This is a genomic window from Hydrogenophaga intermedia, assembly GCF_023715105.1.
Taxonomy (GTDB): Bacteria; Pseudomonadota; Gammaproteobacteria; order Burkholderiales; family Burkholderiaceae_C; genus Hydrogenophaga; species Hydrogenophaga intermedia_A.
This window is the reverse complement of the sequence record NZ_JAMBNO010000011.1, coordinates 86,120-98,991: the sequence shown is the minus strand read 5'-3', so window position 1 is coordinate 98,991 and position 12,872 is coordinate 86,120. Positions and strand designations below refer to the sequence as shown.

Here is a 12,872-nt window from a genome sequence, read left to right as displayed (position 1 = left end):
GCGGACGGACCGGCAGAGCCGGATCCGTCGCGTTCTCGACTTGCAAGACCCTCGCGCCGGACCCGCCATGAACCGATACCCGTTGTGGAAGTACGCGATCATCGTGATCGCTTTGCTGGTGGGGGCGATCTATGCGCTGCCCAACCTGTTCGGCGAAGCGCCGGCGGTGCAGGTGTCGGCGGGCAAGGCCACGGTGCGGGTCGATACCGGCACGGTGACGCGCGTCGAGCAGGCGCTTGCGGCCGCGTCCATCACGCCGAGCACGCTGTCGCTCGAGGGCGCTTCGGTGCGCGTTCGCTTCGAGGACACCGACACGCAGCTCAAGGCGCGCGACGCCATCGACAAGGCGCTTAACCCCGACCCGAACGACCCCGGCCACGTGGTGGCCCTCAATCTGGTGCCGCGCACCCCTGCCTGGCTGGCTGCGCTGGGTGCGCGCCCGATGTACCTGGGTCTGGACCTGCGGGGCGGCGTGCACTTCATGCTGCAGGTGGACATGCAGGCCGCGCTGGAGCGCCGCGCCGACGTGCTCGCCACCGACCTGCGCACAGCCCTGCGCGAGAAGAACATCCGCCACGGCGGCATCGCGCGCAACGGCCAGACCATCGAGCTGCGTGTTCGCGACGAAGCCACGCGCAACGCCGTGTTCGACCTCGTGCAGGCGCAGTTCGCCGAGCTGCAGCTGGCCGAGGCGCCCGAGGGCGGCGACACGCGCATCACGGCGACCATCCGGCCCGAGGCCGCACGCGCCGTTCAGGACCAGGCGCTCAAGCAGAACATCACCACGCTGAACAACCGCATCAACGAACTCGGCGTGGCCGAACCCGTGATCCAGCAGCAGGGCGCCGACCGCATCGTGGTGCAGTTGCCGGGCGTTCAGGACACCGCCAAGGCCAAGGACATCCTGGGCCGCACCGCCACGCTGGAAGTGCGCCTGGTCGATGAGAGCACCGAGGGGCTGGCGGCCGAGCGCGGCACCGGCCCGGTGCCCTTCGGCTCCGAGCGCTACCTCGAGCGCAGCGGTCGCGCCGTCATCGTCAAGCGCGAGGTGCTGCTGACCGGCGAAAACCTCACCGACGCGCAGGCCGGCTTCGACGGGCAAACGCAGGAGCCGGCCGTGCACCTCACGCTGGACGGCAAGGGCTCGCGCATCTTCCGCGATGTCACGCGCGAGAACGTCGGCAAGCGCATGGCCATCATCCTGTTCGAGAAGGGCAAGGGCGAGGTCGTCACCGCGCCCGTGATCCGCACCGAGATCGGTGGCGGGCGGGTGCAGATCTCCGGCGCCATGACCACCATGGAGGCCAACGACACCGCGCTGCTGCTGCGCGCCGGCTCGCTGGCCGCGCCGATGGAGATCATCGAAGAGCGCACCATCGGCCCCAGCCTGGGCGCCGAGAACATCGCCAAGGGGTTCAACAGTGTCACTTGGGGCTTCATCGCCGTGGCGCTGTTCATGTGCGTCTACTACATGATGTTCGGCGTGTTCTCCGCCGTGGCGCTGGGCTTCAACGTGCTGATGCTCATCGCCGTGCTGTCGATGCTGCAGGCCACGCTCACGCTGCCCGGCATGGCGGCCATGGCGCTGGCGTTGGGCATGGCCATCGACGCCAACGTGCTGATCAACGAACGGGTGCGCGAGGAGTTGCGCCGCGGCTCATCACCCCAGACGGCGATCAACGCCGGCTACGACAGCGCCTGGGCCACCATCCTCGACTCCAACATCACCTCGCTGATCGCCGGCATCGCGTTGCTGTTGTTCGGCTCCGGCCCGGTGCGCGGCTTCGCCGTGGTGCACTGCCTGGGCATTCTCACCAGCATCTTCTCGGCGGTGTTCTTCTCGCGCGGCCTGGTCAACCTCTGGTACGGCCGCCAGAAGAAGCTCAAGACCTTGTCCATCGGCACGGTGTGGCGCCCGGAGACGGCCCCCGCCGTCCCCAAGGCCGACTGACCCCGCCGCCGAACCGGAGCCCACGATGGAATTCTTCCGCATTCGCCGCGACATCCCGTTCATGAAGCACGCGCTCGTGCTCAACGCGATCTCGTTCATTACCTTTGCCCTGGCGGTGTTCTTCCTGGTCACGCGCGGCCTGAACCTGTCGGTGGAATTCACCGGCGGCACCGTGGTCGAGGTGGCCTACGAGCAGCCGGCCGACCTGGAGGCCGTGCGCCGCGTGGTCGAGGGCCAGGGCTACGCCGAGGTGCCGGTGCAGAACTTTGGCAGTTCGCGCGATGTGATCATGCGGCTGCCTGCGGCGGCCGGGCAGACCTCGGGTCAGCAGGCCGAGGCGCTGTTTGCGGCGCTCAAGGCGCAGAACCCCACGGTCACGCTCAGCCGTACCGAATTCGTGGGCCCGCAGGTGGGAGAGGAGCTCGTGCACAACGGGCTGATCGCACTTGGCCTCGTGATCCTGGGCATCATGATCTACCTCTCGATGCGCTTCGAGTGGAAGTACGCCGTCTCGGCCATCGTGGCCAACCTGCACGACGTCGTCATCATCCTGGGCTTCTTCGCCTTCTTCCAGTGGGAGTTCTCGTTGGCCGTGCTCGCCGCCACCCTGGCGGTGCTGGGCTACTCGGTCAACGAGTCGGTGATCATCTTCGACCGCATCCGCGAGGCCTTCCGCCGCCAGCGCAAGATGACACCGCAACAGGTGATCGACCACGCCATCACCACCACCATCAGCCGCACCATCATCACCCACGGCTCCACGCAGGCCATGGTGCTGGCCATGCTGGTGTTCGGCGGGCCCACGCTGTTCTACTTTGCCCTGGCGCTCACCATCGGTATCTGCTTCGGCATTTACTCGTCCGTCTTCGTCGCCGCGGCCATGGCCATGTGGCTGGGCATCAAGCGCGAAGACCTGATCAAGGCGACCAAGACTGAAGGCGATCCGGACGACCCGAACGCCGGCGCCGTGGTGTAGTTGCCATAACACCCGCCTTGCGCGGGGGAAAACCGGGTTTCGACCGGGCGGGTTGGGGGGGTCTTCATGTCATACTGCCCGGATGGTGTCTCCCGCCCCCGCAAACGGCTTTGCCCTGGCTCAGCAAGCGCGTGAGCGCTTCGTGCTTCACATCGGGCGGACGCTGCCGGAACTGGTCAAGGTCATTGACCAGCGGCTCACCGGCCTGCTGGATTCGACCGGCACCCCGGCCGAGATCCAGCTGCGCCGCGACACCTGGGGCGCGTTCAAGAAGCGCCACAACCTCTGGGTCGAAGACTGCCGCACGGCGCTCAAGAAGCACCTCGCCGCGCGCGCGGGCCTGACCGAAACGGGCAGCATCTCGGGGCAGCTCGAGCTGGTGGCCGAGGGCGCCATCGACGACCAGATCCTGGCCTCGCGCATGGCCATGCGCGTGCTCGACAAGACCTCCACCGAACTCAACGACCTGCGCCTGCGCATCCAGTACCTGGAGCGCCGCACCGAGATGTCCAAGAGCGACATCCTGTTGCCCGACGTGCTGGCGCGCCTGCTGGTGGACCAGTGGAAACTCGCCGGCCTGGACCGCGAGGGCCTGGCGCTGGCGCAGGACGCCATCGCCCCCCTGCTCGCGGCCATGCTGCTTGACGGCTACAAGGCCGCCAATGGCCACCTGATCGCCAACGGCGTGATGGAAAAGATCGACCTGCAGGCGCTGGTCAAGCGCAACCCCAATGCAGCCGGTGTTCCATCGACCACGCCCGTGCGCAATGACGGCGGTGCGTCGTCGCCACACGCACCTTTCCGGCGTGTGCAGGACGGGGGTCAGGGCAGCGGTCAAGGCAGCGCCGGTGGTTCGGGTGGTCGCGGCGGTCCAGGGGGCGGCGCCGCAAGTGGCGCCAGCTCGCGCAGTGGCTACGGCAGCGGCTACGGGCAAGGCGGTGCTGGACAGGGCGGCGGCGCCGCAAGTGCCGGTTACGGCGGCCGCAGCGGCCCGATGTCGGGCGGTGGCGTGCACGAGGAAACCCGCATGCTTACCGGCACTTCGCCGCTGGCGCGCGCACGCATGCGCGCCCAGGGGGTGGTCGGGCGGCTGCGCCGCATGCTGGTCGATCGCGTCGGCCCCGAGTTCGAGGCCACCGAAATCATTCCGCCCTCGCCCGCCTTGCAGCAGGCCATGATGCGCCCGGTGGCCTACCCGAGCACCGGTGCCGGGCTGGCGGCGGCCGGCGGCAGTGGCCTGGGCGGTGGCTACGCCGATGCCGGCACCGTGGAGCGCACCGCGCGGGCCCTGCGCGAGCGCACGCAGGAACTCAAGCAGGCGGCCTCCACGTCGACCGAGAAGGCCACCATCGAGGTGGTGGCCCTGATGTTCCAGGCCATCCTGGCTGAAGAACGCATCCCGCCCAGCATCCGGGTGTGGTTCGCGCGGCTGCAGATCCCGGTGCTGCGGGTCGCGCTGGCCGAGCCGGAGTTCTTCAGTGCGCTGCAACACCCGGCGCGGCGCCTGATCGACCGCATGGGTTCCTGCGTGATGGGCTTCGAATCCAATGTCGGCTCGGCCGCGCTGGAGGCCGAGATCAAGCGCGTGGTGCAGGTCATCGAGCAATACCCCGAGACCGGCCGGCGCGTGTTCCAGCTGGTCTACGACGAGTTCCAGAAATTTCTCTCCACCTACCTCAGCGAGCAAAGCAGCGCGAGCCGCTTCGTCAGCGTCGCGCAGCAGGTCGAGCAGAAGGAGACGCTGTCGGTTCAATACACCATCGAGCTGCGCAAGCTGCTCGACGACGTGCCGGTGCGTACCGAAGTGCGCGACTTCCTGTTCAAGGTCTGGGTCGATGTACTGGCCGTGGCCAGCGTCAAGAACGGCCTCAAGAGCCCGGAGACGCAGGCACTCAAGCAGGCAGCCTCCGACCTGTTGTGGGCCGCCAGCGCCAAGCCCAACCGCGAAGACCGCGCTCGCGTGATCCAGCAGTTGCCCGGCATCCTGCAGCAGCTGCGCAAGGGCATGGGCCTGCTGGGCTACCCGCAAGCGCTGCAGGACCAGCACATCAAGACCGTGAGCGACACGCTGGCCGATGCCTTCATGTCGCGCACCGAAGCCATCCAGCAAAGCCAGCTCGACGCACTGGCCAAGCGCCTGGCCAACCTCGAGGACTACCTTCCCGAGGGCGGCGTGGGCGATTTCGACCTCAACTCCGAGAGCATCGAGCTCATCACCGGGGTGGACGCCAGCAACATCGAGGTCATCAATCAGGGCGGTAGCCAACCCAACGAGGCCATGCGCGGCTGGGCGGCGGAGCTGCAGATCGGTTCGTGGTTCGGCCTGGACCACAACGGCAAGCTGGGCAGCGTGCAACTGGCCTGGCGCAGCCAGCATGGCCAGCTCTACCTGTTCGTGAGCAACGCCGGGCGCTGCTTCCTCATGCAGTCGGCACGGGTGGCCGCCTACCTGCAGGCCGGCCTGCTGGTGCCGAGCGAGGAAGAGGCGCTCACCGTGCGCGCCACGCGCGAGGCGCTCGCCAAGCTCGACGCCAATCCGGAGCGTTTGCTCGCGGCCTGAGCGCCGCGAACTCAGCCCGCTGCAGCGCGTTGCAGCAGGCCGCCCGGCAAGCGCGCCACGCGGCCGTCCAGTTCCAGTTCCAGCAAGCGCGCCTGCAGCCTCGCCGTACCCAGGCCCGTGCGTGCCTGGATCGCATCGAGCGAAACCGGGTCGTGTCCCATCGCCGCCAGCACCGGATCGGTGTCGTCCGCGGCGGCGCCGGGTTGCACGGCATGAGCCCGTTCGGCGGCGATGGCCGCCGGGTCGACAACCAGCCGCAACTCCTCTAGCACGTCCTGCGCCGATTCGACCAGCTTCGCCCCCTGGCGGATGAGGGCGTGGCAGCCGCGCGACTGGGTTGAGTGGATGGAGCCCGGGATGGCGAATACCTCGCGTCCCTGTTCACTCGCCATGCGCGCGGTGATCAACGAACCCGATTGCAGCGCGGCCTCGACCACCAGGGTGCCCGCCGACAGGCCCGAGATGATGCGGTTGCGCTGCGGGAAGTTCTGCGCCAGGGGCGGCGTGCCCAGCACATATTCGCTGAGCATGGCGCCCTGGGCCACGATGCGGTGGGCCAGGGCGCGGTGGCGGCTGGGGTAGACGCGGTCCAGGCCTGTGCCCACCACCGCCAGCGTGAAGCCGCCCGCGGTCAATGCACCGTCGTGGGCGGCGCCGTCCACGCCCAGCGCCAGCCCTGAGACGATGCTCAGGCCCGAGCGGGCCAGTGCGTGGGCGAAAGCCCGGGCGTTGTCTGCGCCTTGCGGCGTCGGGTTGCGGCTGCCAACCACGGCCACACGTTGCGGGTGCGCCAGGGCATCGAGCCGGCCGTGCAAGAACAACACCAGCGGTGGGTCGGCGGTTTGCAGGAGCTCGGCCGGATAGCGCGGATCTGCCAGCGTGATGAGATGGCGGTCGTCGCCCTCAGCCAGCCAGCGCTCGTGGGCCTCGAGCGTGGCGCCGAAGCCATCGACGCCCTTTGCCATCGCGGCCGCAAGTGCGGGCCCAAGCAACTGCGCCCATTGGGGTTCGGATGCCTCCCACACCGCCTCGGGCAGACCGAAGCGGGCCAGCAACTGCCGCGCCCCCGTGCGGCCCAGTCCAGGTGTGAGGAGCAGCCGCAGCCAGGCGGCCAGCTCGTTGCGCGGCATGCGCTCAGGGGTTGACGAAGCGGTCGCCGACGCGCGCGGCGTCGCTGATGTCGAGCACGATGGCGTAGGAGACGCGGTCGAATGTGCGGAAGACCATCATGAGACCATTGCGCTCGCCAGGCAGGCGGATCGCAGGCCGAGCGCTGTCGGTGGTGTCGGTGACGATATTGCTCTCGCGCAGCAGCGCGAGAACGTGGCCGGGCTCCAGGCCGTGCTGCTTGCCGCGGTTGATCGACACCACCATGTTCTGCGCTGCGAAGCTCACGGCATTGCCGTAAACCGAGACGATCTGGCCAGACTGCTGTCCTTGCGGTGCGCGCGGGACGAAGTTGGTGAACTCGCGCGGCGGCTCGGGCAGCATGCGGTCGCCGACGCGCATTTCCTCCTTTGCGGCCGTGATGTCGATGCTCGCGGGCACGATCTCGGAGATCTTCTCGCCCTTGGCGTTGAGCCCCTCTCGGCGTGTCTCGCTGCGCACGACGTTGGCCTTGCCGAGGTAGTGTGCCTCGTAGCCCAGCACCTCATTGGTGGACGGATCGCGCAGCGGCGTGGCGTTGCGGAACACGCGGTAGGACGTCGAGCGTCCGTCGACCACGGTCAGGGGCGTCGCGTCGGGCGTCTCGGCCGAGAGGGCCCGGGCATAGGCGCGGTCGCCGCGGCTGAGCAGCACGCGGCCTTCCTGGGCGGTCACGATGCGCGGGGCGCGGTCGAGGGTGGCCTGATCCACCACCAGCGACTCGGTGAGGAAGGATTCGATCGTGCGCAGCGAAATCGGTGGGATGGCGTTGTCCGACAGCGATTCGTAGCGCGTGCGCGGCGAGATCTTCACCGTGCCGGGTTCACTGCCACTGCCGGGGCGGGTGCTCAGGCGGGCGCGGCCGTCGGCCTTGATCAGGTAGAGCACCTGGCCCGGGTAGATGCGGTGCGGGTTCTTGATGTCGTCCAGGTTCATGCCCCAGAGCTCGGGCCAGCGCCACTGGCTGCGCAGGAAGATGCCGGAGATGTCCCACAGGGTGTCGCCGCCCTTGACGGTGTAGCTGTCCGGCGCGTTCGGTGCGAGTTCGGACAGCGGCACGCCGGCCTGGGCCACCTGGCTGGCGGTGGCGCGCTGAGCGGGGGTGACGGGGTAGCGTTGTTCGGCCGGGATCGGCGCGCTCTGGGCCAGGGCCGCCTGGGCGGCGCACAGGCAGGCGGCGGCGCTGGCGATGGAGGTGAGCAGGCGGGTGGTCGATGGCATGTTCGGGAGCCCCTGGGCGTTCGCCGCGACCGGTTGGTGGGCGCCTGAAAGCGGCGCCTCGAACGCAGCCGCTGGCGCGCGAGTCTTGACAAGTCGGCTTTGATTCTGCGCGTAAGCCATTGATAGCGCAATGTTTATGGGGAGGCCGGATTTCGCGCCGTCGCAAAAGTGGCGAAAATAGCCACAGCACTTTCCGCTCGTCACCGTGCCGCTGCCTGTTGTCGTTCCGGCGCGGCCGGCGGCCCTTTTGCCCACGCCATGAACGCCCCCGAAACGCTGCCCATCCTGCGCTACCCCGATCCGCGACTGCACACCGTGGCCAAGCCGGTGGCGGCCGTGGACGATCGCATCCGCGCGCTCATCCCGCGCATGCTGGCCACGATGTACGAGGCCAACGGCATCGGCCTGGCCGCCACCCAGGTGGATGTGCACGAGCGCCTGATCGTGATCGACGTGAGCGAGACCCGCGACCAGCCCCTGGTGCTCATCAACCCGGTGATCGAATGGGCCAGCGATGACAAGCGCAAGGGCGAGGAGGGCTGCCTGTCGGTGCCGGGCATCTACGACGGCGTGGAACGTTCGACCGCGATCCGGGTCCGAGCGCTGGACGGCGAAGGTGTGGCGCGCGCGATCGAGGCCGAGGGCCTGCTTGCGGTGTGCATTCAGCACGAGATGGATCACCTGGTGGGCAAGGTCTTCGTCGAGTACCTCTCGCCGCTCAAGCGCAACCGCATCAAGTCCAAACTGGTGAAAGCCCAACGCGAGGCCGAGCGAGCATGACGTCTTTTTTGCGATCCGCCCTGGCGGGCCTGGTGCTGGTGTCGATGTTGTCCGGCTGCGCGCTCATGCCCGAGCGGCTGGTGCCCGGCACACCGCGCGCCGACATCGTGCAGCGCCTGGGCGCACCGAGCGCCGAATACCCGCTGCCCGACGGCACCCGCCTGCAGTACTCGCGCCAGCCTGCCGGCCAGCAGGTCTACAACCTCGACCTCGATACCCAGGGCCGCCTGCGCAAGGTCGAGCAGGTGCTCGACATCTTCTGGATGCAGCAGAACATCGCCATCGACCGCTGGACGCGCGATGACGTGCTGCGCCACATGGGCCGCCCCGCGCTGGTCGAGCGCGTGTGGAGCTTCACCGGCGACATCTGGACTTACCGCTTCCTCGAATACAACAACCCGCGCCAGGCGCATGTGCACATCGACCCGCAGGGCGTGGTGCGCAAACTCGTGTTCACCGACGAGCGCCGCATGGACGACTTCCCCGGCCGCGACTGAGCGGACCGGTTTCCCGCATGAAGATCCTGTTTGCCGGCACGCCGGAATTCGCCCGTGCCGCGCTGGCGCATGTGCTGGCCGCCGGCTTTGACGTGCCGCTGGTGCTCACGCAACCCGACCGCCCCGCCGGCCGTGGCATGAAGCTGCAGGCCTCGCCCGTGAAGCAGCTGGCGCTGGAGCGAGGCATCGCCGTGGCACAACCACGCGGGCTGCGACTGGACGGCAAGTACCCCGATGACGCGGCCGCCGCGCGCGAAGCCATCGTGGCGGCGCAGGCCGACGCGATGGTGGTAGCGGCCTACGGCCTCATCCTGCCGCGCTGGGTGCTGGACGCGCCGCGGCTTGGCTGTCTCAACATCCACGCCTCGCTGCTGCCGCGCTGGCGCGGCGCCGCGCCGATCCACCGCGCCATCGAGGCCGGCGACACCCAGACCGGCGTGACCATCATGCAGATGGACGAGGGCCTGGACACCGGCGCCATGCTGCTGCGTGAAGCGCTGCCGATCCGCGCCGACGACACCACCGCGCGGCTGCACGACCGCCTGGCCACGCTCGGCGGGCGGCTCATCGTGGAGGCCTTGGAGATCGCCGCTTGCGGTGGCCTGCGCGCCGAACCGCAGCCCGCCGAGGGCATCACCTACGCGCACAAGATCGAGAAGGCCGAGGCGGCCATCGATTGGTCGCTGCCGGCCGCGGTGATCGAGCGCCGTGTGCGCGCCTTCGACCCGTTTCCCGGCGCCAGCACCGCGCTCGCGGGCGAGGCGATCAAGGTCTGGGCGGCGCAGCTTGCCGACGGCGCGGGCGAGCCGGGCAGCGTGCTCGACGTGGGCGATCGCGGCATCACGGTGGCCTGCGGCGAGCAGGCCCTGCGCCTGACGCAGTTGCAGCGTGCGGGCGGCAAACGCCTGGCGGCGGGGGAATTCCTGCGCGGCTTTCCCATCACGCCCGGACAGCGCCTGGGGGCCGCGGCGTGATCCTTTTCCTCAAGCGTGAACACCGCTTGCACCCCGAATTCATGGAGGGCGTGCGCGACCAGGCATCGGTCGCGCTGGGCATCTCGGCCTGGGGCCTCATGACCGGTGTGGCCATGGTCAAGTCGGGCATGTCGGCGCTGGAGGCGGTGCTCATGACGCTGATCGTCTACGCCGGCAGCGCGCAACTCGCGGCCGTGCCCATGATCGCGGCCGGCGCGCCGCTGTGGGTGATCCTGGCCGCAGCGTTCTGCGTCAACCTGCGCTTCGTGGTGTTTTCGGCGCACCTGCGGCCCTACCTGATGCACCTGCCGCGTTGGGAACGTCTGGCCACCGGCTACGTCACGGGCGACCTGAGCTATGTGTTCTTCGCGCGGCGCTATCCGCATGCAGGGCGCACGCCCGATGAGATCGCGCGCCAGCAGGCCTTCCTGATGGGCAACTGTGCGGTGAATTACGGTGCCTGGATGGGCGCGAGCCTGCTTGGCGTGGCGCTGGCCAACGCCATCCCCACCGAATGGGGCCTGGGATTCGCGGGCATCCTGGCGCTGCTGGGCGTGCTGTGCTCGCTGGCCACCTCGCGCCTGCGCATGGTCTCGGCTGGCGTGGCGGGCATGGCCGCGGTCGTGGCGTGGGCGCTGCCGCTCAAGCTCAACATCCTGGTGGCCATCGCCTGCGCCGTCGCGCTGTGCCTGATCATCGAGCACGTCAAGCCGCCGCCCGCCGGAGAGCAGCATGCTTGACCTGAACCCCTGGACGCTGCTGACCATCGTCGCGCTCGGTGGCATCACCGTGCTCACGCGAGGCTTCTTCCTGATCTCCAGCAAGCCCTGGACGTTGCCGCGCTGGGCACAGCGCGGGCTGCAGTACGCACCCATCGCCGCGTTGTCGGCGGTGGTGATTCCCGAGGTGGTGATGAGCCAGGGCGCGCTGGTGCAGACCTGGCAGGACGCGCGCCTGTACGCAGCCGCCGCGGGCGCCGCCTGGTACTTCCACCGTCGCAGCGTGCTCGGCACCATCGTGAGCGGCATGGCCGTCTACCTGCCGCTGCGCATCGGCCTGGGCTGGTAGGCGCCGGTCCCGGGCACCGCGGGCGCGTCAGCGGCGTTTCCTACAATCCCCGGGTTTGTCCATCGAACCCCTGGATTGCCGACATGTCCGCCTTCATCCGCTTCACCGATCTCTGTGCCCAGGGCCGCGTCAAGGGCCAGCGCGTCTTCATCCGCGCCGACCTCAACGTGCCGCAGGACGAGCAGGGTCGTATCACCGAAGACACGCGCATCCGCGCCAGCGTGCCCGCCATCCGCCTGGCACTCGACGCGGGCGCGGCCGTCATGGTCACCTCGCACCTGGGCCGTCCCACCGAGGGCCAGTTCAAGCCCGAGGATTCGCTGCAACCCGTGGCCGCGCGCCTGGCCGAGCTGCTCGGCCAGCCGGTGCGCCTGATCGGCGGGTGGGTTGACGGCGACTTCTCGGTCGCGCCGGGCGAGGTGGTGCTGCTGGAGAACTGCCGCCTGAACGTGGGCGAGAAGAAGAACCATCCCGAGCTCGCGAAGAAGCTCGGCGCGCTGTGCGACATCTTCGTGCACGACGCCTTCGGTACCGCGCACCGCGCCGAGGGCACCACCTACGGCATCGCCGAGACCGCGCCCGTTGCCTGCGCCGGCCCGCTGCTGGCCGCCGAGATGGACGCCATCGCCCAGGCGCTGGCGCAACCGAAGCGCCCGCTGGTGGCCATCGTGGCGGGCTCCAAGGTCAGCACCAAGCTCACGATCCTGCAAAGTCTGGCGGGCAAGGTCGATCAGCTCATCGTCGGTGGCGGTATTGCCAACACCTTCCTGCTCGCGGCCGGTCTGCCGATCGGCAAAAGCCTGGCCGAGCCAGACCTGGTGGGCGAGGCGCGTGCGGTGATCGACGCCATGAAGGCGCGCGGCGCGGAAGTGCCGATCCCGACCGACGTCGTCACCGCCAAGGCCTTTGCGGCCGACGCGCCGGCCACGGTGAAGAAAGCCGCCGACGTGGCCGCCGACGACCTGATTCTGGACATCGGCCCCGAGACGGCCACGAAGCTGGCGGCGCAACTCAAGCAGGCCGGCACCATTGTGTGGAACGGGCCGGTGGGCGTGTTCGAGTTCGCGGCCTTCGAGGGCGGCACCAAGACGATCGCGCAGGCCATCGCGCAGAGCCCTGCGTTCAGCATCGCCGGCGGCGGCGACACGCTCGCGGCGATCGCCAAGTACGGCATCGAGAAGGACGTGGGCTACATATCCACCGGCGGCGGCGCCTTCCTTGAGGTGCTGGAAGGCAAGACGCTGCCGGCGTTCGAGGTGCTGGCGCGCCGGGCGCAGGGTTAAGGCCCGGTTCGGGTGGGGATGCGCGCCACCACCCACACGCCGATCAGCGCGGCCACCAGCACCACCGCCAGCAGCACGGGACGCTCGCGCAGGCCCCAGGCGGAGATGGCGACCATCACCAGCATGGTGCCCTGGGCGATGCGCTTGGTGCGGCGCGTGAGGCTGCGGTGCTCCTCCCAGTCGCGCACCATGGGGCCGAACAGGCGGTGTGCGCGCAGCCAGCGGTGCAAGCGCGGCGACGCTTTCGCGTAGCAGGCCGCGGCCAGCAGCACGAAGGGGGTGGTGGGCAACCCTGGCAGCACCACACCCAGAATGCCCAACCCCAGCGAGACCGTGCCGGCCAGCCAGAGCAGCCAGCGCACGGCGCGTGGGGTGTCTTCAGGTGAGGGCATGCGCCGGCATGATAGCCAGCGCTG

General features: G+C 69.2%; 12 protein-coding genes. 9 read left to right on the top strand and 3 right to left on the bottom strand.

Features of this window, described 5'->3' with window-relative positions:
• The first annotated feature begins 67 nt into the window (after positions 1-67).
• The 3 genes from secD to M3149_RS12035 all read left to right on the top strand — a co-directional run bounded on the left by secD (position 68) and on the right by M3149_RS12035 (position 5,487).
• The gene (gene secD, locus M3149_RS12045) at positions 68-1,951 is read left to right on the top strand and encodes a protein translocase subunit SecD (protein WP_251709753.1); all 1,884 of its coding nucleotides are present in this window, start codon (positions 68-70) and stop codon (positions 1,949-1,951) included.
• 25 nt (positions 1,952-1,976) lie between these two features.
• Positions 1,977-2,927: a protein translocase subunit SecF gene (gene secF, locus M3149_RS12040; RefSeq protein ID WP_251709751.1), complete on the top strand. Its 951-nt coding sequence runs from the start codon at positions 1,977-1,979 to the stop codon at positions 2,925-2,927.
• Positions 2,928-3,009: 82 nt separating this feature from the next.
• Positions 3,010-5,487 carry a DUF1631 family protein gene (locus M3149_RS12035; protein ID WP_251709749.1) on the top strand — a complete coding sequence of 826 codons (2,478 nt, stop codon included), beginning with the start codon at positions 3,010-3,012 and terminating at the stop codon, positions 5,485-5,487.
• Positions 5,488-5,498: 11 nt separating this feature from the next.
• Here the strand turns inward: M3149_RS12035 and dprA are convergent, their stop codons facing one another.
• Together dprA and M3149_RS12025 are read right to left on the bottom strand one after the other, a co-directional pair.
• Positions 5,499-6,617 carry a DNA-processing protein DprA gene (dprA, locus tag M3149_RS12030; RefSeq protein ID WP_251709747.1) on the bottom strand — a complete coding sequence of 373 codons (1,119 nt, stop codon included), beginning with the start codon at positions 6,615-6,617 and terminating at the stop codon, positions 5,499-5,501.
• Positions 6,618-6,621: 4 nt separating this feature from the next.
• Entirely contained in the window at positions 6,622-7,854 is a 1,233-nt protein-coding gene (locus tag M3149_RS12025; protein WP_251709745.1) for a LysM peptidoglycan-binding domain-containing protein, read from the bottom strand.
• Positions 7,855-8,112: 258 nt separating this feature from the next.
• Between M3149_RS12025 and def the strand changes: the two genes are divergently transcribed.
• The 6 genes from def (at position 8,113) to M3149_RS11995 (ending at position 12,456) form a co-directional block, all read left to right on the top strand.
• Positions 8,113-8,634: a peptide deformylase gene (gene def / locus M3149_RS12020; protein ID WP_251709743.1), complete on the top strand. Its 522-nt coding sequence runs from the start codon at positions 8,113-8,115 to the stop codon at positions 8,632-8,634.
• Entirely contained in the window at positions 8,631-9,131 is a 501-nt protein-coding gene (locus M3149_RS12015) for a hypothetical protein (RefSeq protein WP_251709742.1), read from the top strand. The genes def and M3149_RS12015 overlap by 4 nt, the downstream gene beginning before the upstream one ends.
• A 17-nt stretch (positions 9,132-9,148) precedes the next feature.
• Positions 9,149-10,105, top strand: coding sequence for a methionyl-tRNA formyltransferase (gene fmt, locus M3149_RS12010; RefSeq protein ID WP_251709740.1), 957 nt, complete (start codon positions 9,149-9,151; stop codon positions 10,103-10,105).
• 41 nt (positions 10,106-10,146) lie between these two features.
• The gene (locus M3149_RS12005; RefSeq protein ID WP_251709855.1) at positions 10,147-10,845 is read left to right on the top strand and encodes an AzlC family ABC transporter permease; all 699 of its coding nucleotides are present in this window, start codon (positions 10,147-10,149) and stop codon (positions 10,843-10,845) included.
• Positions 10,838-11,173 (top strand): AzlD domain-containing protein, encoded by a 336-nt coding sequence (locus M3149_RS12000; protein ID WP_251709738.1) that lies wholly within the window; start codon positions 10,838-10,840, stop codon positions 11,171-11,173. Before M3149_RS12005 ends, M3149_RS12000 begins: the two co-directional genes overlap by 8 nt.
• An 83-nt stretch (positions 11,174-11,256) precedes the next feature.
• Positions 11,257-12,456: a phosphoglycerate kinase gene (locus tag M3149_RS11995; protein WP_251709737.1), complete on the top strand. Its 1,200-nt coding sequence runs from the start codon at positions 11,257-11,259 to the stop codon at positions 12,454-12,456.
• On the opposite strand, the gene M3149_RS11990 is transcribed toward M3149_RS11995, so the two are convergent.
• On the bottom strand, positions 12,453-12,848 hold the full coding sequence (locus tag M3149_RS11990; protein WP_251709735.1) for a YbaN family protein: 396 nt from the start codon (positions 12,846-12,848) through the stop codon (positions 12,453-12,455). The two genes, M3149_RS11995 and M3149_RS11990, sit on opposite strands and share 4 nt — an antisense overlap.
• Between the last annotated feature and the right edge of the window lie 24 nt (positions 12,849-12,872).

Bases quoted from the DNA above. Each gene is read 5' to 3' on its own strand.
- def (WP_251709743.1), top strand. From the start codon at position 8,113: ATGAACGCCCCCGAAACGCTGCCCATCCTGCGCTACCCCGATCCGCGA.
- M3149_RS11990 (WP_251709735.1), bottom strand. From the start codon at position 12,848: ATGCCCTCACCTGAAGACACCCCACGCGCCGTGCGCTGGCTGCTCTGG.
- M3149_RS12005 (WP_251709855.1), top strand. From the start codon at position 10,147: ATGGAGGGCGTGCGCGACCAGGCATCGGTCGCGCTGGGCATCTCGGCC.
- secD (WP_251709753.1), top strand. From the start codon at position 68: ATGAACCGATACCCGTTGTGGAAGTACGCGATCATCGTGATCGCTTTG.
- fmt (WP_251709740.1), top strand. From the start codon at position 9,149: ATGAAGATCCTGTTTGCCGGCACGCCGGAATTCGCCCGTGCCGCGCTG.
- secF (WP_251709751.1), top strand. From the start codon at position 1,977: ATGGAATTCTTCCGCATTCGCCGCGACATCCCGTTCATGAAGCACGCG.
- dprA (WP_251709747.1), bottom strand. From the start codon at position 6,617: ATGCCGCGCAACGAGCTGGCCGCCTGGCTGCGGCTGCTCCTCACACCT.
- M3149_RS12035 (WP_251709749.1), top strand. From the start codon at position 3,010: ATGGTGTCTCCCGCCCCCGCAAACGGCTTTGCCCTGGCTCAGCAAGCG.
- M3149_RS12015 (WP_251709742.1), top strand. From the start codon at position 8,631: ATGACGTCTTTTTTGCGATCCGCCCTGGCGGGCCTGGTGCTGGTGTCG.
- M3149_RS12000 (WP_251709738.1), top strand. From the start codon at position 10,838: ATGCTTGACCTGAACCCCTGGACGCTGCTGACCATCGTCGCGCTCGGT.
- M3149_RS11995 (WP_251709737.1), top strand. From the start codon at position 11,257: ATGTCCGCCTTCATCCGCTTCACCGATCTCTGTGCCCAGGGCCGCGTC.
- M3149_RS12025 (WP_251709745.1), bottom strand. From the start codon at position 7,854: ATGCCATCGACCACCCGCCTGCTCACCTCCATCGCCAGCGCCGCCGCC.